The following is a 19,750-nucleotide window of genomic DNA, read 5'->3' as shown; positions in this document are numbered from 1 at the left end:
TCCGGGTCGTCCTGCGTCGGTCCTGCGGTCCGATCGTCGCCGACGAGGTCCGGGCGGTCCAGCGACCCTCGGGATACGGTCGCCGCACGAGGCGTTGCGAGGTGGCACGGTGGTCGAGGAGGTCCGGACGGCGCCCGGCGCGGGGTTCCGCCGCCGGGTCCTGCTCGTCCTGTGCCTCACCGAGATCACCAGCTGGGGCGTCCTCTACTACGCGTTCCCGGTGCTCGCGCCGTCGATCTCGGCGGACACCGGCTGGTCGGTGAGCGCGGTGACCGGCGCGTTCTCCGTGGGCCTCGGGGTGTCCGCGCTGGCCGGGATCGTCGTCGGACGGCTGCTGGACCGGTGGGGCCCGCGCTGGGTGATGACGGCCGGATCGCTGCTGGGGGTGCCCGCCGTCGTCGGGATCGCCGTCGCACCGTCCTGGCCGTGGTTCCTCGCCGCGTGGCTGGTCGCGGGGCTCGCACAGTCCGCGACGCTGTACCCGCCCGCGTTCGCAGCGCTGACCCGCTGGTGGGGGAGCGACCGGGTGCGCGCGCTGACCGGGCTCACCCTGGCCGGAGGCCTGGCCAGCACGGTGTTCGCGCCGCTGTCGGCGGCGCTGCTGGGCGGATTCGGCTGGCGCGGCAGCTACCTGGTGCTCGCCGTCGTCCTACTGGTCGTGACGGTCCCCGCGCACCTGTTCGGGCTGCGCGGCCCGTGGCCGGAGGCCCCCGCCCCGCCCGAGCACGCCGACCCGGGCGCGATCGCGCGCAGCCGCCCGTTCCTGCTGATCGTGGCCGCGGTGTTCCTCGGCACGTTCTGCGGGTTCGCGGTCGCGGTGAACCAGGTGCCGCTGCTCATCGAGCGGGGACTCGACGTACGGACGGCGGCCTGGGCGCTCGGGCTCGGCGGGGTCGGGCAGGTCGCCGGGCGGGCCCTCTACACCCGCGCCGTGGGACGGCTGGCCCCACCGGCACGGGCGGTGCTCGTCCTGGCGGCGCTGGCCGCGTCGACCGCGCTGCTAGGACTGCTGCCCGGCCCGGCGTGGCTGCTGGTCGGCGCGGCGGTGCTGGCCGGCGCCGCCCGCGGGATCACGACGCTGCTGCAGGCCACAGCGGTGTCGGACCGGTGGCCGTCGCGGTTCTACGGGCGGCTCGGCGGGCTGCTGTCGGCGCCCGCGACGGTGGCGGTGGCGGTCTCGCCGTGGGCCGGCGCGGCGCTGGCCGGGCCGCTCGGGGGCTACCCGCAGTTGTTCGCGGTGCTCGCCGGGGCCGCGGCGGTGGGGGCGGTGCTGGCCGTCGGCACCCGGGTCCGTGATCCGCGCTGACCCGGCTGTGGGGCCGTGCCCGTCCCCGGGACCTGCCGCCGGTGGTGGCGCGCCGTGCCTGTCCCGCCCGTCCGGCGACGACCACGGCGCGCCGATCCACCCTCACGGGTGGGCGACGGGCCCGGAACGCACGAAACCGGCCACGGAGGACCGTGACCGGTTTCGGAGGATGTGTGTCCGAGGGGGGACTTGAACCCCCACCCCCTTATACGGGGACTAGCACCTCAAGCTAGCGCGTCTGCCATTCCGCCACTCGGACGTCGCGGTCTCTCGATCGCGTCGTGGGGGAAGCATAACCGAGGCCCACGGCCGGGTTGCGGCGGGGTCGGCACGCGGCGCCGGTGGTAGAACGACGCCCATGACCGCTTCAGCGAACGACGACCCGAGCAGTGCCGAGGACGAGGTCGTGCAGCTGTGTTCGGAGCTGATCCGGATCGACACGACCAACACCGCCGACCCGGAGACCCTCGTCGGTGAGGCCGAGGCGGCCGACTACGTGGCGGAAAAACTGCGCGAGGTCGGCTACGACGTCGAGCTCGTCGAGTCCGGCATGCCCGGGCGGATGAACGTGATCGCCCGGCTCGAGGGCGCCGACCGCACCCGCGGTGCACTGCTGATGCACGGCCACCTCGACGTCGTCCCCGCCGACGCGGGCGAGTGGTCGGTGCACCCGTTCTCCGGGGCCGTGCAGGACGGCTACGTCTGGGGCCGCGGCGCCGTCGACATGAAGGACATGGACGCGATGATGCTGGCGGTCGCCCGCCGCTTCAAGCGCGAGGGGGTCGTGCCGCCGCGGGACATCGTGTGGGCCTTCGTCGCCGACGAGGAGGCCGGCGGGAAGTGGGGCGCGCAGTGGCTGGTCGAGCACCGGCCCGATCTCTTCGAGGGGTGCACCGAGGCCGTCGGCGAGGTCGGCGGGTTCTCGCTGACCCTCGGTGAGGACCAGCGGGCGTACCTGATCGAGGCCGCGGAGAAGGGCATCGCCTGGATGCGGCTGCGGGCCAAGGGCAAGCCCGGCCACGGCTCGTTCCTGCACGACGACAACGCCGTCACCATCCTGGCCGAGGCCGTCGCCCGGCTCGGGAACCACACGTTCCCGCTCACGATCACCGACACGGTGCAGGCGTTCCTGGACCGGATGACCGAGCTGACCGGCGTCGAGTACCCGGAGGACGACCTCGAGGGCGCCCTGGCCAAGCTCGGACCGATCTCGCGGATCATCGGCGCGACCGTCCGGGACACCGCGAACCCGACGATGCTCGACGCCGGGTACAAGGCCAACGTCATCCCGTCGACGGCCGAGGCGGTCGTCGACTGCCGGGTGCTGCCGGGCCGCGAGGAGGCGTTCCTGCGCGAGGTCGACGAGCTGCTCGGCCCGGACGTCGAGCGCGAGTGGGTCACCGACCTGCCGGCCGTCGAGACGCCGTTCGAGGGTGCGCTGACCGACGCGATGCAGGCCGCGCTGCGCACCGAGGACCCGACCGCCGAGATCGTCCCGTACATGCTGTCCGGGGGGACCGACGCGAAGGCGTTCTCGACGCTGGGCATGAAGTGCTACGGCTTCGCGCCGCTGCGGCTGCCCCCGGAGCTGGACTTCGCGTCGCTGTTCCACGGCATCGACGAGCGGGTGCCGGTGGACGCGCTGAGGTTCGGCACCCGGGTGCTCGACCGCTTCCTGCGCACGGTGTGACGGGGACGCCGGGCCCGGCCGGCCCGGCACCCCGCTCCGTGACGGCACCGGCCGCCGGGTGGCAGGGTGGCGGCATGGATCTCTCGGGCAAGGTCGCCCTGGTCACCGGAGGCGCGTCGGGCATCGGCGCGGCCGCGGTCGACCGGCTGGTGGCGGCGGGTGCGCAGGTCGTGGTCGTCGACCGGGACGCCGACGGCGCCGCGGCCGTCGCGGACAGGGCCGGTGGGCTCGCCCACGCGGCCGACGTCACCGACCCCGCGGCGATGGCCGCCGCGGTGGCCGCGGCCGAGGAGCGTTTCGGGCGGCTCGACATCGTGCTGCTCAACGCCGGCATCACGGCGGGCCAGTCCGGCGTCACCGACCTCGACCTGGACGGCTACCGGCGCATCCTCGGCGTGAACCTCGACCACGTGGTGTTCGGGCTCAACGCCGCCGTTCCGGCGCTGCGCCGCGCCGGGGGCGGGCACGTGGTGGCGACCGCGTCGCTGGCCGGGCTGATCGGCCTGCCCGGTGACGCGCTCTACACCGCGACCAAGCACGCCGTCGTCGGCTACGTCCGGGCCGCGGGCCCGGCGCTGGCGGGGGAGGGCATCCGGGTCACCGCCGTGTGCCCCGGGTTCGCCGACACCCCGCTGATCGGCAACGTCCGCGCCCAGTTCGGCGACTTCCCGCTGCTGGGGGCCGACGACGTCGCCGCGGCCGTCGAGCAGATCCTGGAGCGGGGCGAGCCGGGGGAGTGCTGGTACGTGCAGCCCGGCCGCGAGCCCGCGCCCTACGGCTTCCGGGGGGTGCCCAGCCCGCGCGGGGCGGGCACGCCGCCGGAGGTCGGCTGGCAGGACGCCTGAGACGGGTCTTGACCTCGACTGCGGTGCAGGTCACATCCTGGGGGCATGGCCGAGCTGAACCACACCATCGTCCACTCCCGTGACAAGCGCGCCGGGGCGGCGTACCTGACCGAGATCCTGGGGCTGCCCGAGCCGACGTCGTTCGGGCCGTTCCGGGTCGTGCGCGTCGCGAACGGCGTCGACCTGGACTTCATGGACGCCGACCCGGCGACGATCGTCCCGCAGCACTACGCGTTCCTGGTCTCCGACGACGAGTTCGACGCCGCGTTCGCCCGGATCACCGCCCGCGGCCAGGAGTACTGGGCCGACCCCGGCGGGAGCCGTCCCGGCGAGATCAACACCCACGACGGCGGCCGGGGCGTGTACTTCGACGACCCGTCCGGGCACCGCATGGAGCTCATCACGGTGCCCTACGGCGGCTGACGGGCGGGGACCGTCAGAAGGTGGGCTCGGGCAGCAGGCCCTGCTGGGCACCGAGCCGTCGTCGCAGCACGATCTTGCGCACGCCGCCGGGGTAGAGGCGCAGCCGGGACAGTTCCCAGCCGGAGAACTCGGCCTGGATCGCCAGCCGCACCGACGCCGTCAGCCGGGAGACGTCCCCCTCGATGCGCACCGGGCGGTACTCGTACCGGTCGTCGGTCCAGCCGTCGCCGTCCCGAGTCCCGGCCACCCGATTCCCGGCGGCGGAGTCCTCCGACCCGTTCCCAGCGCCCTCGGTCATGCGTGCCTCCCGGTCGTGCCGTGCTCGTCGGTGCCCACCGGATGAACGGCGGGTGTCGCGTCGGGCATTCCCACTGTAAAGGGCACCCGGGCCGGCGGGGGAGGCTCAGACGGGGTCGCTCACGTCGTCGAGCGCGGTGCGGATCTCGGCGGGCAGCACGAGGTCCTCGGCTGCGAGCGAGGCCCGCAGCTGGGCCGCGTCCCGCGCCCCGACGACGGCCGAGGCCACCCCCGGGCGGTCCCGCACCCAGGTCAGCGCCACCGACAGCGGCGAGGTGCCGAGCCCGTCGGCGGCGGTGAGGACCGACTGGACGATCCGCGCCGAGTGCTCGGTGCGGCGCGCCTCCACGTACGAGGCCAGCAGCGCGCTCGCGCCCCGCGAGTCCGCCGGGGTGCCGTCGGTGTACTTGCCCGTCAGCACTCCCCGGCCGAGCGGGGCCCAGGCCAGCAGCCCGAGGCCGTGGTGCCGGGCGGCGGGCAGGAGCTCGGCCTCCGGTTCCCGGGCGAGCAGCGAGTACTCCACCTGCGCCGACACCGGACGGCAGACGGCCGGGTCGGGCCCGGCGGTGGCGCCACCCGCGACGGTCGCCAGCTGCCAGCCGGCCGGGGCGACCAGCCCGGCGTAGCGCACCCGTCCGGAGTAGACGGCGACCTGTACCGCGGAGAGCGTCTCGTCCAGCGGCACCCGGGGGTCCCAGCCGGGGAACTGCCACAGGTCCAGGTGCTCGGTGCCCAGCCGGCGCAGCGTGCGGTCCAGTGAGCGCAGCAGCGCGGTCCGCGAGGCCCGTTCACCCGCGTCGGGGGCGGCCGTGCCGCGCCCGGCGAGGACGACGTCGTCGCGACGCACGGTGCCCCGCAGCAGCCCGCCGAGCACCTGCTGGGCGGCGCCGCCGCCGTAGTCCTCGGCGGTCTCGACGAGGGTCCCGCCGACGTCGACGAACGCGCGCAGCTGGTCCGCGGCGTCGGCCGGGGAGGTGTCCTCGCCCCAGGTCATGGTGCCCAGGCCGACCCGCGACACCTCGAGGCCGCTGCCGCCCACCGGTCTGCGTTGCACGGTCGTCGAGCCTAGGCGCGCGGGCCCGCGGGGCCGGTGAGGGCGCGCAGAGTGACCCCCGTCTCGGCGAGTACGGTGACGGCCCGTGATCATCCAGGAGCCGAGCCGCCAGGACCGGACGACCCCGGACCGGAGCACCCCGGACCGCGGCCGCGACGGGAGCCGTTCGTGAGCTGGCTCGAGGTCGTCGTCCTCGGGATCGTCCAGGGGCTCACCGAGTTCCTCCCGGTGTCCTCCTCGGCGCATCTGCGGATCGTCTCGGCGGTCGGTTTCGGCGGGGACCCGGGGGCGGCGTTCACCGCCGTCTCCCAGCTCGGTACCGAGGCCGCGGTGATCGTCTACTTCGCCAAGGACATCTGGCACCTGTTCCTCACCTGGGTGCGCGGGTTCCGCGACGCGGAGGTCCGCGCCACCGACGACTACCGGCTGGCCTGGCTGGTCGTCATCGGGTCGGTCCCGATCGCGGTGCTCGGGGTGCTGTTCAAGGACCAGATCGAGGGCGTCGCCCGGAACCTCTGGCTGGTCGCGACCACGCTGATCGTGTTCGGTGTCCTGCTCGGCCTGGCCGAGCGCTTCGGCAAGCAGGTCAAGCCGGTCGAACGGATCACCGTCAAGGACGGCATCCTGCTCGGCTTCGCCCAGGCCATGGCGCTGATCCCGGGCGTCTCGCGGTCCGGCGGCACGATCACCGCCGGCCTGTTCCTGGGGCTGACCCGGCCCGCGATCGTCCGGTACTCGTTCCTGCTGGCGATCCCGTCGGTGTTCGGGGCCGGCCTGTTCACGCTGCCCGACGTGTTCGCCGGCGACGGCCCGTCCGGGGCGCAGATGCTCGTGGCGGTGGTGGTCGCGTTCGTCGTCGGCTACGCGGTGATCGCGTGGCTGCTCCGGTTCGTGCAGAACAACACCGTCTACGTGTTCGTCGCCTACCGGATCGCGCTGGGTGCCGCCCTGCTCGCCGCCCTGTCGCTCGGCGCGGTCAGCGCGTACTGACCGCCGTCACTCCCGTAGCCTCGGTCGGCGTGACGACCTTGATCCTGCTGCGGCACGGCCGGTCCACCGCGAACACCGCGGGCGTGCTGGCCGGGCGCACCCCGGGTGTGGAGCTCGACGACCGCGGCCGGGAGCAGGCGGCGGCCGTCGTCGACCGGCTCGCGGCCCTGCCGATCGCCTCGGTCGTGACCTCCCCGCTGGAGCGGTGCCGCCAGACCGTCGCGCCGCTCGCGGCGGCCCGCGGCCTGGAGCCGGTCGTCGAGGACGACCTGGCCGAGGTCGACTACGGCGCGTGGACCGGGCGGAAGATCACCGACCTGCTCAAGGAGGACCTGTGGAAGGTCGTCCAGGCGCACCCGTCGGCCGCGACCTTCCCGGACGGCGAGTCCCTGGCCGGGATGCAGGCCCGCTCGGTCGCGGCGGTGCGTCGCCACGTCGCCCGGGTCCGGGCCGAGCACGGGGAGGACGCGATCGTCCTGGCCTGCAGCCACGGTGACGTGATCAAGGCGATCCTCGCCGACGCGCTGGCCAGCCACCTCGACAACTTCCAGCGGATCGTCGTCGACACCTGCTCGGTGAGCGTCGTCACCTACACCGAGCTGCGGCCGTTCGTCGCGCGGATGAACGAGCAGTCCGGCGACGTCGCGAGCCTGGTCCCCAAGCCGAAGCCCGCCGAGGGCGAGGAGCAGCCGGTGAACGCCTCCGACGCCGTGGTCGGGGGTTCCACGAACGCGTGAGGCGGGGTGATCCACCTCGCATCGTCCCTGGTGGACGCACCCACGGGTGACCGCGGGGATGCCCCCGCAGCCGGATACGCCTACCCTGGGAAGGGTCATGGCACGCGTCATCCACGTCTTCCGCCGACCCGACCGCTTCGTGGCCGGGACCGTCGGCGAGCCCGGCGATCGCGCCTTCTACCTGCAGGCGATCGAGAGCAGCCGCACGATCAGTGTGCTGCTGGAGAAACAGCAGGTCTCGGTGCTGGCCGAACGCATCACGGCGCTGCTGGGCGAGGTGTCCAAGCGCTTCGGCGAGGACAACCTGCTCGGCGCGGCCGTGACCACGGGGTCCTCGGACAACGACCCGCTCGCGGTCCCGCTGGAGGAGGAGTTCCGGGTCGGGACGATGGGCCTGGGCTGGGACGCCGACTCGAGCTCGATCGTCGTCGAGCTGCTCGCGGTCACCGAGGAGGAGATCGACGAGTCGGTCGTCCTCGACGACACCGAGGAGGGCCCGGACGCGCTGCGCGTGTTCCTGTCCCCGACGGCGGCGAAGGCCTTCGCCGAGCGCGCCGAGAAGGTCGTCGACGCCGGCCGTGCCCCGTGTCCGCTGTGCGCCGAGCCGCTCGACCCGGCGGGCCACGTCTGCGTGCGCCTCAACGGTTATCACGACCGCAACCCCGTGGCCGGGACGGAGTGACGCTCGACCTGCGCGACCCCGCGGTGTTCGAGGTCCTGCGCACCGGCCGCATGGACATCACCGGCCGGATGGTCGACGCCTCCAACGCCACCCTCTTCGGCACCGTCTCCCTCGACGGCGTCGAGCTGCGCTGCGTGTACAAGCCGGTGCGCGGGGAGCGCCCGCTGTGGGACTTCCCGGACGGCACCCTCGCCGGGCGCGAGGTCGGTGCCTTCCTCGTCTCCCAGATCTCCGGGCTCGACGTCGTCCCGCCCACGGTGCTGCGCGACCAGGCCCCGTTCGGGACCGGCATGGTGCAGGCCTGGGTCTCCTCGGGGGACGAGAGCGCCCTGTCCGAGCCGCCCGCCGACGGCGCGGGCGACGAGCTGGACGGCGACATCACCGAGGAGACCGTCCAGCTCGCCACCGAGTCGCTGGTCGAGCTGTGCGAGCCGCACGAGGTCCCCGGCGGCTGGCTGCCGGTGCTCCGTGCCCGGGACGGCGCGGGGGACCCGGTGGTGCTGGTCCACGCCGACCACCCGCAGCTGCGGGACATGGCGCTGTTCGACGTCGTCGTCAACAACGCCGACCGCAAGGGCGGGCACGTGATCCTCGCCGGGGACGGCGACGTCTACGGCGTGGACCACGGCCTGACCCTGCACACCGAGCCGAAGCTGCGCACCGTCCTGTGGGGCTGGGTCGGGGACGAGCTCGGCGAGGAGCACACGGCCGTCCTCAAGGAACTGCGCGCCCGGCTGGCGGGCGAGTTCGCCGACGTCCTCGGCGAGCACGTCACCCGCCGAGAGGTCGCGGCGCTGCGCTCCCGGATCGACCACCTGCTCGCCGAGCCGCGCTTCCCCGGCCCGGACGGCTACGGCCCGGCCATCCCCTGGCCGGCGTTCTAGCCGGTCACCTCCAGGAGCCCGAGCCGCTGCGTCGCGCGGGTCATCGCGACGTAGAGGTCCGCCGGGTCGGCCGCCCGGATGCGGTCCGGGGCGACGATCACGACGGCGTCGAACTCCAGGCCCTTCGACGACACCGGGGTGTGCACCGGCACGCCCGGTACCCCCGGGTCCGTCCCGGCCGGGGCGATCACGGCGACCGTGCCGTCGGGGCGGCGGGCGCGCTCGTCGTCGACGGCGGCGCGGACGGCGGCGCCGAGCTCCCCGGCCGGGACCGTGCGCGTCCACGGCTGCTCACCGGTGCTGCGCACCGACTCCGGTGGACGACGGTCCGGGGCGTAGGTCGCCAGCACCGCGGCGGCGGCGTCCATGATCTCCGACGGCGTCCGGTAGTTCACCGTCAGCGTGCGGTGCGTCCAGCGTCCGGCCAGGTGCGGGGCGAGCACGTCGGCCCAGGCCCGGGCGCCGGCCGGGGCGCTGCGCTGGGCGAGGTCGCCGACCGCGGTGATCGACCGCGCCGGGCAGCGCCGCAGCAGCACGTGCCAGTCCATCGCGGACAGCTCCTGCGCCTCGTCGACGACGAGGTGCCCGTAGCGCCAGTCCCGGTCCGACGCCGCGCGCTCGGCCACGGTCAGCGGCACCCCGGCGACGTGCCGCTGCGCGAGCATGTCCGCGGTCACGAAGTCGGTGGGCCGCAGCTCGTCCGGGTCCTCCCCGGCGAGCGACCGGTCCGCGGACTCCAGCACGGTCAGCACCTCGGCGGCGTAGGCGCTGTCCGGCTCCGGTGCCGCGGCCGGTGTCCCGTCCGGGACCGGGCCGAGGAGCTCGGCGAGCTCGTCGAGCAGGGGCGCATCGGCCACGGTCCACGGCGTGCCCGGTTCCCGCCGCAGCGACTCCGGAGCGCCCGCGGCGGCCAGCCGGTCCGGGTCGGCGTACAGCTCGGCCAGAGCCCGCTGCGGGGTCAGCACCGGCCACAGCCGCTCGACGGCCGCGTGGAACCGGGGGTCGGTGCGCAGCGCGTCGCGCAGCTCGGCCCGCATCTCGGCCGACACCTCGGCCGCCCCGGCGGGCTCGACCTCCGGGATGTCCAGCCCGGCCAGCAGCTCCGCGAGCTCCGGCGGGTCCTCCAGGCCGATCTCCAGCCGCTCCAGCCCCCGGTCGACGAGCAGCCGTCCGAGGGTGTCGCGGAAGGTGGCGCGGGCGGTGTTGTGCGGACGCCCGGTGGCGCGGGCCCGGCGGCGCGCCTCCGCGACCAGCGCGGTGTCGATCTCGACGGTGACGTCGTCCAGCTCGATCGGGATCGGTGCCCCGGGCAGCTCCTGGCGGGCGTCGACGGCGCGGCGCAGCACGTCGACCATCACCAGGTCGCCCTTGAGCCGGGCCGTCCCCGGCGGGTCGGTCGCGTCGGCGACGACGCCGTGCGCGAGGCGTCCCGGGGTGGTGAACACGACCGCGGACTCGCCGAGCGCGGGCAGCACACCGCCGACGTAGTGCACGAAACCCGCACTCGGCCCGACGACGAGCACGCCGCTGCGGGCGAGCCGGTCACGGTGGGTGTAGAGCAGGTACGCGATCCGGTGCAGCGCGACGGCGGTCTTGCCCGTCCCGGGGCCGCCCTCGATCACGACGGTGCCCGACAGCGGCAGCCGGATGATCTCGTCCTGCTCGGACTGGATCGTCGTGACGATGTCGCGCATCCGCGACCCGCGCGGCGCGGTGAGCGCCGCGAGCAGCGCCGGGTCCGACGCCGACGACGTCGCCCCGGGCAGACCGCCGTCGCCGTCGAGCAGGTCGTCGTGGAAGGCCACGACGCGCTCCCGCGGCGCGGTGCCCGCGACCGTGTAGTGGCGCCGCCGGCGCATCCCGAGCGGGGTGACCGGGGTGGCGCAGTAGAACGGCTGCGCCGCCGGCGCCCGCCAGTCGACCAGCGCGCTCTCGCCGTCGGCCGGGTCGGTCAGCCCGATGCGCCCCACCCGGGTCGGCGGGGCGCTCCCGATCCCGCCGTCGGGGTCCGCGGCGGGGTCGAGCCGCCCGAAGCACAGCCCCGCGCGGGCCGCGGTCAGCGCCCGTGCCCGGTCCGACCAGCGCTGCACCGAGACGTCGCGCTCCCAGCGGGCGCTCAGCTGCTCCCCGGCGCGCTCGGCGGCCGCGCCGCGGGCGAGCCCGTCGGCGTCGGCCAGCTCCGCGTCGAGCAGGGCGTGCAGCCGGAGCAGGTCCCGGGTCTCCTCGGCGAGCTCCGCCGCGTACCCGGAGTCGGGGGTCGCCGCGGGCTTCCCCATCGTGCTAGAGTGAAAGTGCAGGTCCACGTTCTCGTGTTCTGGGCGCACCCCACAGGGTAGCGTTATCGGCTCGTGTTGCGCATCTCTTCCCGCCGTCTGCGGACCAGTCCGGCCGTCTCGAGGACGGCCATCGCCGTCGCGAAGGTGCCGAAGACCAGCCCCAGGACCCGGGCGTCCAGGGCCAGCCCCAGCGCCGCACCGGCGACCGTGCCGGGCGCCGAGGTCACCGCCAGCAGCGTGCCCCAGCGCGCCGACGCCGTGCCCTGACGCAGGTGCACCACCGTCCCGACGATCGAGTTCGGGATGAACATCAGCAGCGAGGTCCCGGCCGCCACGTGCAGGTCGGTGCCGAACAACAGCACCATCGCGGGCACCGCGAGCAGCCCGCCGCCCAGCCCCATCGCGCCCGCCCAGGCGCCGATGACCAGGCCGACCAGCGTCGCCGTCGGGTACAGGAACCACGGCTGCGTGACCAGCCACGGGGGGACCAGCGCCCCGGCGAGCAGCGGCAGGCCCAGCGCATCGACGACGAGCTTCGCCGCCGTCACCACCAGGACGGCGACCAGCAGCACCCGCAGCAGCGTCTCCGACGCCCGGGCCAGCAGCTTCGGGCCGATCCAGCCGCCCACCGTCCCGCCGACGATCAGGCCGGCCCCGGTCCGCAGGTCCAGCGCGCCGCCGCCGACCGCGTAGGCGGCCGCCCCGGCGACGCAGACGCCGATGTTCGAGATCGTGGTCGACCCGTGGACCCGGGCCCGCGACAGCGCGGTGAACCGGTCCAGCGCGGGGACGAACAGCACCCCGCTCCCGCCGCCGATCATGCCGCCGACGACGCCGCCGACCACCCCGACCACGCTCACCGGTCCGGCGCGACCGTCCTCGTCGGTGGTGGGGGAGAGGCGGGCCATCGGGCCAGTGTCACCCCCGCCCGGCCCGCGGGAGCACGCCGTCCCAGCGGGCGGGAACCGGTTACGGTCGGGCCATGACGCTCCCCGCCCCGCAGCGGATCACCGTCCCCGGCACCACGCTGCCCGAGATCACCCTGTCCGTGCACGACACCGGCGGCGACGGCGACCCCGTCCTGCTGCTGCACGGCTGGCCGGACCGCGCGACCGTGTGGACCCACCAGGCCGCCGCGCTCGCCGACGCCGGGTACCGCGTCGTCGTCCCGGACCTGCGCGGCTTCGGGGACTCCGACCGGCCCGCCGAGGTCGAGCACTACCGGATGCGGGCCCTGGCCGCCGACGTCCTCGGCGTCGCGGACGCGCTCGGCATCGACCGGTTCGCCCTCGCCGGGCACGACTGGGGCGCCTCCCTCGGCTGGGCCCTCACCCTCGCCTCGCCGCGGGTGACCCGCTACGCCGCGTTCTCCGTCGGGCATCCCGCCGCGTTCGCCACCGCGGGGTTCCGGCAGAAGGCGATGTCCTGGTACATGCTCTGGTTCCAGTTCCCCGGCGTCGCCGAGCAGGTGATGCCGGCCGACGACTGGCAGTTCCTGCGCGGCTGGCTGCACGCGACGCTGCCCGAGAGGCACCCGATGGCCGCCCGCCAGATCGCCGACCTGTCCCGGCCGGGCGCCCTGACGACGTCGCTGAACTGGTACCGCGCCAACATCGACCCGGCCACGTTCGTGCCCACCACGATCCCGCAACCCCCGCGGATCACGGTGCCGACGATGGGGGTGTGGAGCGACGGCGACCTCGCGCTCACCGAGGGGCAGATGCGGGGCTCCTCGGCGTACGTCGACGACTTCCGCTTCGAGCGCGTCGAAGGCTGCGGGCACTGGATCCCGGAGGAGGCGCCGGAGGCTGCGAGTGCGCTGCTCGTGGACTTCCTGGCCGCCGCCCGGGACTGATCCGGCGGGCCGGTGGGAACCCGGTCGTGACCAACCGGACACGACCGTCCCGCGCGCGGAGTACCCGCAGCGGGCCAGGATGGGGGCCGGCCCACGCCGGCCCCGGAGCGGGTGGGCGTGCACATCGGACGCGCGGACCGCGCGACGCTACGGACGCATCGACACGGAGGACGCAGGATGGCGGAGAAGAGCCGGATCGGGGTCACCGGGCTGGCGGTGATGGGGGCGAACCTCGCCCGCAACATGGCCCGCCGCGGCTTCCCGGTGGCGGTGCACAACCGCACCACCGCGAAGACCACCGAGTTCATCAAGGACTACGGCGACGAGGGCGCCTTCACCGGCACCGAGTCGCTGCAGGAGTTCGTCGACGCGCTGGAGACCCCGCGCAAGATCGTCGTCATGGTGAAGGCCGGCAAGCCGGTCGACGCCGTCATCGACGAGCTGGCGCCGCTGCTCGACTCCGGCGACATCATCATCGACGCCGGCAACTCGCACTTCCCCGACACCGACCGTCGCGCCGCGTACTGCGAGGAGCGGGGCCTGCGCTTCATGGGCATCGGCGTGTCCGGCGGCGAGGAGGGCGCACTCAACGGGCCGAGCATCATGCCCGGCGGACCGCAGGAGGCCTACGGCGAGGTCGAGGAGATCCTCACCGCGATCGCCGCGAACGTCGACGGCACCCCGTGCTGCACCCACGTCGGCCCCGGCGGCGCCGGGCACTACGTGAAGATGGTGCACAACGGCATCGAGTACGCCGACATCCAGCTCATCGCCGAGGCCTACGACCTGCTCACACACGTCGCCGGGCTGTCCGCGCCGGAGATCGGGAAGATCTTCGAGGAGTGGAACTCGGGCGACCTCGAGTCCTTCCTCATCGAGATCACCGGCATCGTGCTGGCCAAGACCGATGAGAAGACCGGGAAGCCGCTCGTCGACGTCATCGTCGACCAGGCCGAGCAGAAGGGCACCGGCCGCTGGACGGCCATCGACGCGCTCGACCTCGGCGTCCCGCTGACCGGCATCACCGAGGCCGTGTTCGCCCGCACGCTGTCCAACCTGCGCGACGAGCGCCGGGAGGCCTCGACCACGCTGGGCGGCCCGACCCCGGGCTCGGGGAAGAACCGCGACGAGCTCGTCGAGGACATCCGCCAGGCCCTCTACGCGTCCAAGGTCGTCGCCTACGCCCAGGGCTTCGCGCAGATGCGCGCCGCCTCGCAGGCCAACGACTGGGACCTCGACCTCGGCGCGATGGCCCGGATCTGGCGCGGTGGCTGCATCATCCGCGCACAGTTCCTCAACCGGATCACCGAGGCCTACGAGTCCCACCCGGACCTGGACAACCTGCTGATGGTCCCGTACTTCACCGAGGCCGTCGCGAACGCACAGGACGCGTGGCGCCGGGTCGTGGTGACCGCGACCGAGCAGGGCGTGGCGATCCCCGCGTTCTCCTCCAGCCTGTCCTACTACGACGGCTACCGTCGCGAGCGCGGCCCGGCCAACCTCATCCAGGGGCTGCGCGACTACTTCGGCGCGCACACCTACGCGCGCACCGACGCCGACGGCAAGTTCCACACCCGCTGGAGCCAGGACGGCAGCGAGGTCGCCGCGGACTGACCTCCGCGCCGTGACACCCCGGCCCCGGCACCGCCGGGCCGGGGTCGCGGTGTGCCGGGCGGGCCCTCAGCCGTGGGCGGCCGCCGGCCGCACCGTGCCGATCGCGTCGCCGTCGGTCGCCACGGGCCCGTCGTCGTGGTGGTACCTCCCGCCGCGCAGCGCGCTCGCCACCGCGGCGACCAGGCAGGCGACGGCGGCGAACCCGAGCGCGAAGGTCAACCCGTCGGCGAACGGGCCGGAGATCAGCTGCGGGAAGAACTCCCGCCCGGTCAGGTACGCCGACTGTGCGGGCGCCAGCGCGCCGAGGACCTGCGGGCCGAGCAGCGTCGCCATCGGGTTGTAGCCCAGCAGTGCCGCGAACAGGATCCCGACCGGCGGCAGCGCCGCGACCCGGTCCGCCGCGAGCTCCGGCACGCCCTGGGCCATGAGCCCGTCGTGCAGCGACGTGGGCAGCGTCGTCGACAGGCCCGCGATGAGCAGCGAGAAGAACACCCCGATCGACAGCACCGTCGCCGCGTTCTGGAACGTCGAGGTCATGCCGGCCCCGGCGCCACGCTGGTGCGCGGGCAGCGAGTTCATGATCGCCGCCCGGTTCGGGGAGCTGAACAGGCCCATCGCCAGGCCGTTGAGCGCCAGCAGCAGCGCGAACGCCCGGTAGTCGAAGTCCACCGGCAGCGCCAGCAGCGCGAGGAACGTCGCGGCCGCACCGAGCATCCCGACGGTGGCGAAGGCGCGGGCGCCGTAGCGGTCGGACAGGATGCCCGACACCGGCCCGGCGACGAGGAACCCGATCGTCAGCGGGACCATGTAGATGCCTGCCCACAGCGGCGTGGTCTCGAACGGGAAGCCGTGCTCGGGCAGCCAGATGCCCTGCAGCCAGATGATCAGGATGAACTGCAGCCCGCCGCGGCCGAGCGCGGCCAGCAGGCTCGCGATGTTGCCCGCGGTGAACGCGCGGATCGAGAACAGCGAGACGTGGAACATCGGCTCGGGCACCCGGCGCTCGATCCAGGTGAACAGCGCCAGCACCGCGATCCCGCCGAGGATCAGGCCGAGGACGAGCGGGCTGGTCCAGCCCATGACGCCGTCGCCGTAGGGCTGGATGCCGTAGGTGATGCCCATCAGGACGGCGACGAGCCCGACCGCGAACGTCAGGTTGCCCCACCAGTCGATCCGCGCCGCGCGGCGGGCGCCGGTGTCGCGGAGCCGGGCGTAGGCCCAGATCGTGCCGAACACCCCGACCGGGACCGACACCAGGAACACCAGGTGCCAGTTCACCGGGGCGAGCACCCCGCCGACGACCAGTCCGAGGAACGAGCCGGCGATCGCCGCGACGGAGTTGATCCCGAGCGCGAGGCCACGCTGGTGCACCGGGAAGGCGTCGGTCAGGATCGCGGTGGAGTTGGCGAGCAGCAGCGCCCCGCCGACACCCTGCAGCACCCGCATCGTGATCAGCCAGACCGCGCCGGCGTCGCCCTGCATCCAGGTGGCGGCCAGCAGCACCGAGAACACCGTGAAGACGGCGAAGCCCAGGTTGTACATCCGGGTGCGGCCGTACATGTCGCCGAGCCGGCCGAAGCTGACCACCAGCACCGCCGTGACGACCAGGTACCCCATGATCAGCCACAGCAGGTAGTCGATGTCGTCCGGCGCCAGCGGGTCGATCCCGATGCCGCGGAAGATGTCCGGCAGCGCGATCAGCAGGATCGACATGTTGATCGTCACGATCAGCACGCCCATCGTGGTGTTCGACAGTGCGACCCACTTGTACCGGTCGGCCGGTCCCGATTTGTTGAGCATCGCTAATAACTGTAGCTCTCCGGTGCATGTTCGCGCCACGGTCTCGCCCGGCTCGTCCGGTCCGTCCCGATCCTCCCTCGGGTAAAGGAACTCCCAGGTCGGACGGGGTCTACAGTCCGCGGCGTGAGGTGGCGAGGGGTGGAGCCGTCCGCCGGGACGACCCGGCGCGAGGTGCTGCGCGCGGCGGCCGCCGCAGCCCTGCTCGCAGCGACGGGCGGGTGCTTCACGGGCCCCACGGCGTCCCCGCCGCCGTCCCCGGTGCCCGGCGCCCCGTCCGCTCCGCCGACCACCACACCCGCGCCGGATGGCTCGATGTTCTCCATCGCCGACTTCTCGGACTCCCGCACCGGGGCGACGGAGGCGCTCTGGCGGATCCCCGGGAAGGCGGGTCCCGTCATGGGTAACGTCTCGGACGACGGCCGGACCCTGTGGTTGTCCGGGCGCTACGACCGGGAGGTGTACGTGCTCTCCACCGACGACGGGCACCCGATCCGGCGGAGCCCGGTCGGTGACGGCCCGCACGGTCTGTGCGTGTGGCCGCAGCCCGGCCGCTACTCCCTCGGCCACACCGGGATCACCCGATGACCGCCGGACCGACGGCGACGACGACCTCGGCCCGCCGGACCGAGCAGCTGTTCCGCGTCGCCCTGGTCGTGAAGGGCATCGACGGGGCGGCGGAGCTGCTGGGCGCCGTCGCGCTGGTGCTGGTGTCGGGGGACTGGCTGCACCGGGTCGTCGCGCAGATCCTCGCCCGCGACCTGATCGGCCCGCCGGACGGCACCCTGGCCCGGCACCTGACCGAGGGCGTCGACCGCTTCGCCGGTGGGGACCGCACCTTCGTGATCGTCTACCTCGGGCTGCACGGCGTGCTCAAGCTCGGCCTGGTCGCGGCGCTGCTGACCCGCTGGCGACCCGCCTACCCGCCCGCGGCGGTGATCCTGGCGGTGTTCGTCGTGTACGAGCTGGTCCACGCCTGGCACACGCACTCCGTCGTGCTGCCGTTCCTCGCCGCGCTCGACCTCGCGATCATCGTGATGGTGATCCGCGAGTACCGGCTGCTCGGCCGGGAGGCCGCCGACTCAGGCACCGGCAGCGACCGGTAGCCGCTCCAGGACCGCGCGCGCCGCGGCGCGACCGGCCCGGTCGGCGCCGATCGTGCTCGCCGAGGGGCCGTAGCCGACCAGGTGCACCCGCGGGTCGGCGACGACGCCGGTGTCGCGCGGCCCGCCCATCACGATCCCGCCGCCCGGTCCGCGCAGCCGCAGCGGGGCGAGGTGGCCCAGCGCGGGCCGCCAGCCGGTCGCCCACAGCAGCACGTCCGCGGGCTCGCGGGTGCCGTCGGACCACTCCACCCCGTCCGGCACGACCCGGGCGAACATCGGCCTGCGCGCCAGCACCCCGCTCGCGATCCCGGCCCGCACCCCGGGCGTGAGCCCCAGCCCGGTCACGCCGACGACGCTGCGCGGCGGCAGCCCGGCCCGGACCCGCTCCTCGACCCGGGCGACGGCGGCGCGCCCCTGCTCGGGCCCGAACGGCGTGCTGTGCCACTCGGGCTCCCGGCGGGTGACCCAGGTCGTCGCGGCGGCGTACGGGGCGATCTCCAGCAGCAGCTGCACCGCGGTGATCCCGCCGCCGACCACGACGACCCGCCGGCCGGCCATGGCCGCGGGACCGGGGTACCCACGGGCGTGCAGGCTCGTGCCCCGGAACGTCGCGAGGCCCGGGTAGGCGGGGACGAACGGGCGGGTCCAGGTGCCGGTGGCGTTGATCAGGTGGTCGGCGACCCAGGTGCCGCGGTCGGTGTCGACGGTCAGCGGCCCGCCGGTGTCGACGGCCGGCGGCCCGCCGGCGTCGGCGTCCGGCGACCCGCCGGTGTCGGACACCCGGTGGACGTGCACCGGGCGCACGACCCGCAGGTCCAGCTCGCGTTCGATGCGCCCGAAGTAGGCCGGGACGGCGTCGCGTGCGGGGAGGTCCGGGTCGGCGCCGGGGTCGTCGAACCCGGAGCGGACCCCGGCGACGTCGTGGATGCCGTTCACCGTGCGCATCCGCAGCGTCGGCCAGCGGTGCCGCCACGCGCCGCCGGGGCCGTCCTCGCCGTCGAGCACGACGAACCCGGGGCCCGGCTCCAGCCCGCCGCGCCGCAGCCCGGCCGCCGCCGACAGGCCCGCCTGGCCCGCGCCGATCACCACGACCCCGGTCCGCTCCACACCCGGGTCAACGCCCCGGCCGCACACGGTCATCCCGCGGTGATCACCGCTGGGGGAGCATCACGTCCGCCTCGCGGACGCTGCGCGCCCACGACCGGTGATCACGGCTGCGCCGCGGCGCGGACCACGTCGGCGACGTCGGCGTTGGCGCCGCAGACCACCAGGGCGAGCCGGGCGTCCGGGTGCCGCTGCACGATCCGGCGGGCGGCCGGGACCAGGCAGCCCGCGGCCGGCTCGGCCCAGATCCCGGCGTGCTCGGCGAGGGTGAGGGTGCCGCGGCAGGCCTCGGCGTCGTCGACGACGAGGACCTCGTGCACCAGCGCGCGGACGTGGTCGTAGGTCAGCTGCGACGCCGACGGCGCGGACAACGTGGTGATCGCCGAGGAGATCGTGACGGGCGTCGGGCCGCCCGCGGCCAGTGCGGCGGACATCGCCTCGGCGCCGACGGTCTCCACACCCCACACCCGGGTGCCGGGCAGCAGCGCGTGGACCGCGGTGGCGACCCCGGAGATCAGCGCCCCGCCGCCGACGGAGACCAGCACGTCGGTCGGCGGCTCGCCGAGAGCGACGGCGTCGCGGGCCAGCTCCAGCCCCACGGTGCCCTGCGCGGCGACGATCACCGGGTCGTCGAACGGGTGCACCAGCGTCCGCCCGGCCCGCTGCAGCTCCTCGGCCTGCGCGAACGCGGCCGCGACGTCGGAGGTGAGCCGTACGTCGGCACCGGCGGCGCGGGCCGCGGCGACCGACCGGGCCGGCGCGGTGCGCGGCATGACGACGACCGCGTCCACCCCCGCGGCGCCCGCGACCTCGGCGACGGCGAGCCCGTGGTTGCCACCCGACACCGCGACGACGCCCGCGGCGCGCTCGGCGTCGGTCAGCGACGCGAGCTTGGCCAGCACCCCGCGCGGCTTGAACGACCCGGCCCGCTGCAGGTGCTCCAGCTTGAGCAGCACGGGCGCGCCGAGGGCCGCGGACAGTCCGGGGGAGGGGACGGTCGGGGTGCGCACCACGCCCCCGGCGATCCGCTCCGCCGCCGTCACGATGTCTGCGATGCTCACCTGGTCCGCCACCGCCGCAACGTAACCCC

General features: G+C 74.6%; 19 protein-coding genes and 1 tRNA gene. 12 read left to right on the top strand and 8 right to left on the bottom strand.

Features of this window, described 5'->3' with window-relative positions:
- Nucleotides 1-109: 109 nt before the first annotated feature.
- Complete coding sequence (locus KPF22_RS23525) at nt 110-1,306, top strand: MFS transporter (protein WP_224403305.1); 1,197 nt, start codon at nt 110-112, stop codon at nt 1,304-1,306.
- A 174-nt stretch (nt 1,307-1,480) separates the two neighbouring features.
- On the opposite strand, the gene KPF22_RS23520 is transcribed toward KPF22_RS23525, so the two are convergent.
- Nucleotides 1,481-1,565: transfer RNA gene (locus KPF22_RS23520), tRNA-Leu, on the bottom strand.
- Nucleotides 1,566-1,664: 99 nt separating this feature from the next.
- Between KPF22_RS23520 and KPF22_RS23515 the strand changes: the two genes are divergently transcribed.
- From KPF22_RS23515 to KPF22_RS23505, 3 genes are all read left to right on the top strand, one after another.
- Nucleotides 1,665-2,996 carry a M20/M25/M40 family metallo-hydrolase gene (locus KPF22_RS23515; RefSeq protein ID WP_208821297.1) on the top strand — a complete coding sequence of 444 codons (1,332 nt, stop codon included), beginning with the start codon at nt 1,665-1,667 and terminating at the stop codon, nt 2,994-2,996.
- 74 nt (nt 2,997-3,070) lie between these two features.
- A complete protein-coding gene (locus KPF22_RS23510) occupies nt 3,071-3,841 on the top strand; it encodes an SDR family oxidoreductase (protein WP_208821299.1) in 771 nt (256 codons plus the stop codon).
- 45 nt (nt 3,842-3,886) lie between these two features.
- Entirely contained in the window at nt 3,887-4,264 is a 378-nt protein-coding gene (locus tag KPF22_RS23505; protein WP_062400829.1) for a VOC family protein, read from the top strand.
- 13 nt (nt 4,265-4,277) lie between these two features.
- Here the strand turns inward: KPF22_RS23505 and KPF22_RS23500 are convergent, their stop codons facing one another.
- Together KPF22_RS23500 and KPF22_RS23495 are read right to left on the bottom strand one after the other, a co-directional pair.
- Entirely contained in the window at nt 4,278-4,562 is a 285-nt protein-coding gene (locus KPF22_RS23500; RefSeq protein ID WP_062400830.1) for a DUF5703 family protein, read from the bottom strand.
- 105 nt (nt 4,563-4,667) lie between these two features.
- Nucleotides 4,668-5,615, bottom strand: coding sequence for an aldo/keto reductase (locus KPF22_RS23495; protein WP_208821301.1), 948 nt, complete (start codon nt 5,613-5,615; stop codon nt 4,668-4,670).
- A 168-nt stretch (nt 5,616-5,783) separates the two neighbouring features.
- Here KPF22_RS23495 and KPF22_RS23490 point away from each other — a divergent pair, with 168 nt between their 5' ends.
- The 4 genes from KPF22_RS23490 (at nt 5,784) to KPF22_RS23475 (ending at nt 8,908) form a co-directional block, all read left to right on the top strand.
- Complete coding sequence (locus KPF22_RS23490; RefSeq protein WP_224403304.1) at nt 5,784-6,605, top strand: undecaprenyl-diphosphate phosphatase; 822 nt, start codon at nt 5,784-5,786, stop codon at nt 6,603-6,605.
- Nucleotides 6,606-6,634: 29 nt separating this feature from the next.
- Nucleotides 6,635-7,342, top strand: a complete 708-nt coding sequence (locus tag KPF22_RS23485) for a histidine phosphatase family protein (protein WP_073575458.1) — start codon at nt 6,635-6,637, stop codon at nt 7,340-7,342.
- A gap of 97 nt (nt 7,343-7,439) precedes the next feature.
- Nucleotides 7,440-8,024 carry a DUF3090 domain-containing protein gene (locus KPF22_RS23480; RefSeq protein ID WP_224403303.1) on the top strand — a complete coding sequence of 195 codons (585 nt, stop codon included), beginning with the start codon at nt 7,440-7,442 and terminating at the stop codon, nt 8,022-8,024.
- Between the two features lie 50 nt (nt 8,025-8,074).
- Complete coding sequence (locus KPF22_RS23475) at nt 8,075-8,908, top strand: SCO1664 family protein (RefSeq protein ID WP_224403367.1); 834 nt, start codon at nt 8,075-8,077, stop codon at nt 8,906-8,908.
- Here the strand turns inward: KPF22_RS23475 and KPF22_RS23470 are convergent.
- Both KPF22_RS23470 and KPF22_RS23465 read right to left on the bottom strand, forming a co-directional pair.
- A complete protein-coding gene (locus KPF22_RS23470; protein ID WP_224403302.1) occupies nt 8,905-11,184 on the bottom strand; it encodes a UvrD-helicase domain-containing protein in 2,280 nt (759 codons plus the stop codon). The two genes, KPF22_RS23475 and KPF22_RS23470, sit on opposite strands and share 4 nt — an antisense overlap.
- Before the next feature lie 62 nt (nt 11,185-11,246).
- Nucleotides 11,247-12,092 (bottom strand): sulfite exporter TauE/SafE family protein, encoded by an 846-nt coding sequence (locus KPF22_RS23465; RefSeq protein WP_224403301.1) that lies wholly within the window; start codon nt 12,090-12,092, stop codon nt 11,247-11,249.
- 74 nt (nt 12,093-12,166) lie between these two features.
- Between KPF22_RS23465 and KPF22_RS23460 the strand changes: the two genes are divergently transcribed.
- Both KPF22_RS23460 and gndA read left to right on the top strand, forming a co-directional pair.
- Entirely contained in the window at nt 12,167-13,039 is an 873-nt protein-coding gene (locus KPF22_RS23460) for an alpha/beta fold hydrolase (RefSeq protein ID WP_224403300.1), read from the top strand.
- Between the two features lie 177 nt (nt 13,040-13,216).
- Nucleotides 13,217-14,653, top strand: a complete 1,437-nt coding sequence (gene gndA, locus KPF22_RS23455) for an NADP-dependent phosphogluconate dehydrogenase (protein ID WP_224403299.1) — start codon at nt 13,217-13,219, stop codon at nt 14,651-14,653.
- A gap of 66 nt (nt 14,654-14,719) precedes the next feature.
- On the opposite strand, the gene KPF22_RS23450 is transcribed toward gndA, so the two are convergent.
- Nucleotides 14,720-16,453, bottom strand: coding sequence for an MFS transporter (locus KPF22_RS23450; protein ID WP_224403298.1), 1,734 nt, complete (start codon nt 16,451-16,453; stop codon nt 14,720-14,722).
- Nucleotides 16,454-16,576: 123 nt separating this feature from the next.
- On the opposite strand from KPF22_RS23450, the gene KPF22_RS23445 reads away from it, so the two are divergent.
- On the top strand, nt 16,577-17,038 hold the full coding sequence (locus tag KPF22_RS23445; RefSeq protein WP_224403297.1) for a YncE family protein: 462 nt from the start codon (nt 16,577-16,579) through the stop codon (nt 17,036-17,038).
- Nucleotides 17,035-17,556: a DUF2127 domain-containing protein gene (locus tag KPF22_RS23440; protein WP_224403296.1), complete on the top strand. Its 522-nt coding sequence runs from the start codon at nt 17,035-17,037 to the stop codon at nt 17,554-17,556. Before KPF22_RS23445 ends, KPF22_RS23440 begins: the two co-directional genes overlap by 4 nt.
- Here the strand turns inward: KPF22_RS23440 and KPF22_RS23435 are convergent.
- A complete protein-coding gene (locus tag KPF22_RS23435; RefSeq protein ID WP_208821323.1) occupies nt 17,533-18,696 on the bottom strand; it encodes an FAD-dependent oxidoreductase in 1,164 nt (387 codons plus the stop codon). The genes KPF22_RS23440 and KPF22_RS23435 overlap by 24 nt on opposite strands.
- 68 nt (nt 18,697-18,764) lie before the next feature.
- Nucleotides 18,765-19,721: a pyridoxal-phosphate dependent enzyme gene (locus KPF22_RS23430; RefSeq protein ID WP_224403294.1), complete on the bottom strand. Its 957-nt coding sequence runs from the start codon at nt 19,719-19,721 to the stop codon at nt 18,765-18,767.
- Nucleotides 19,722-19,750 lie beyond the last annotated feature (29 nt).

Origin of the sequence: Pseudonocardia sp. ICBG1034, assembly GCF_020131375.1 — a bacterium.
Classification (GTDB): domain Bacteria; phylum Actinomycetota; class Actinomycetes; order Mycobacteriales; family Pseudonocardiaceae; genus Pseudonocardia; species Pseudonocardia alni.
The sequence above is the reverse complement of the archived record's forward strand: the minus strand, read 5'-3'. Positions and strand labels throughout refer to the sequence as shown.

Excerpts from the sequence above, each read along its gene's own strand:
- KPF22_RS23515 (WP_208821297.1), top strand. The coding sequence starts at position 1,665 with ATGACCGCTTCAGCGAACGACGACCCGAGCAGTGCCGAGGACGAGGTC.
- KPF22_RS23510 (WP_208821299.1), top strand. The coding sequence starts at position 3,071 with ATGGATCTCTCGGGCAAGGTCGCCCTGGTCACCGGAGGCGCGTCGGGC.
- KPF22_RS23505 (WP_062400829.1), top strand. The coding sequence starts at position 3,887 with ATGGCCGAGCTGAACCACACCATCGTCCACTCCCGTGACAAGCGCGCC.
- KPF22_RS23500 (WP_062400830.1), bottom strand. The coding sequence starts at position 4,562 with ATGACCGAGGGCGCTGGGAACGGGTCGGAGGACTCCGCCGCCGGGAAT.
- KPF22_RS23480 (WP_224403303.1), top strand. The coding sequence starts at position 7,440 with ATGGCACGCGTCATCCACGTCTTCCGCCGACCCGACCGCTTCGTGGCC.
- KPF22_RS23475 (WP_224403367.1), top strand. The coding sequence starts at position 8,075 with ATGGACATCACCGGCCGGATGGTCGACGCCTCCAACGCCACCCTCTTC.
- KPF22_RS23470 (WP_224403302.1), bottom strand. The coding sequence starts at position 11,184 with ATGGGGAAGCCCGCGGCGACCCCCGACTCCGGGTACGCGGCGGAGCTC.
- KPF22_RS23465 (WP_224403301.1), bottom strand. The coding sequence starts at position 12,092 with ATGGCCCGCCTCTCCCCCACCACCGACGAGGACGGTCGCGCCGGACCG.
- KPF22_RS23460 (WP_224403300.1), top strand. The coding sequence starts at position 12,167 with ATGACGCTCCCCGCCCCGCAGCGGATCACCGTCCCCGGCACCACGCTG.
- gndA (WP_224403299.1), top strand. The coding sequence starts at position 13,217 with ATGGCGGAGAAGAGCCGGATCGGGGTCACCGGGCTGGCGGTGATGGGG.
- KPF22_RS23450 (WP_224403298.1), bottom strand. The coding sequence starts at position 16,453 with ATGCTCAACAAATCGGGACCGGCCGACCGGTACAAGTGGGTCGCACTG.
- KPF22_RS23440 (WP_224403296.1), top strand. The coding sequence starts at position 17,035 with ATGACCGCCGGACCGACGGCGACGACGACCTCGGCCCGCCGGACCGAG.
- KPF22_RS23435 (WP_208821323.1), bottom strand. The coding sequence starts at position 18,696 with ATGACCGTGTGCGGCCGGGGCGTTGACCCGGGTGTGGAGCGGACCGGG.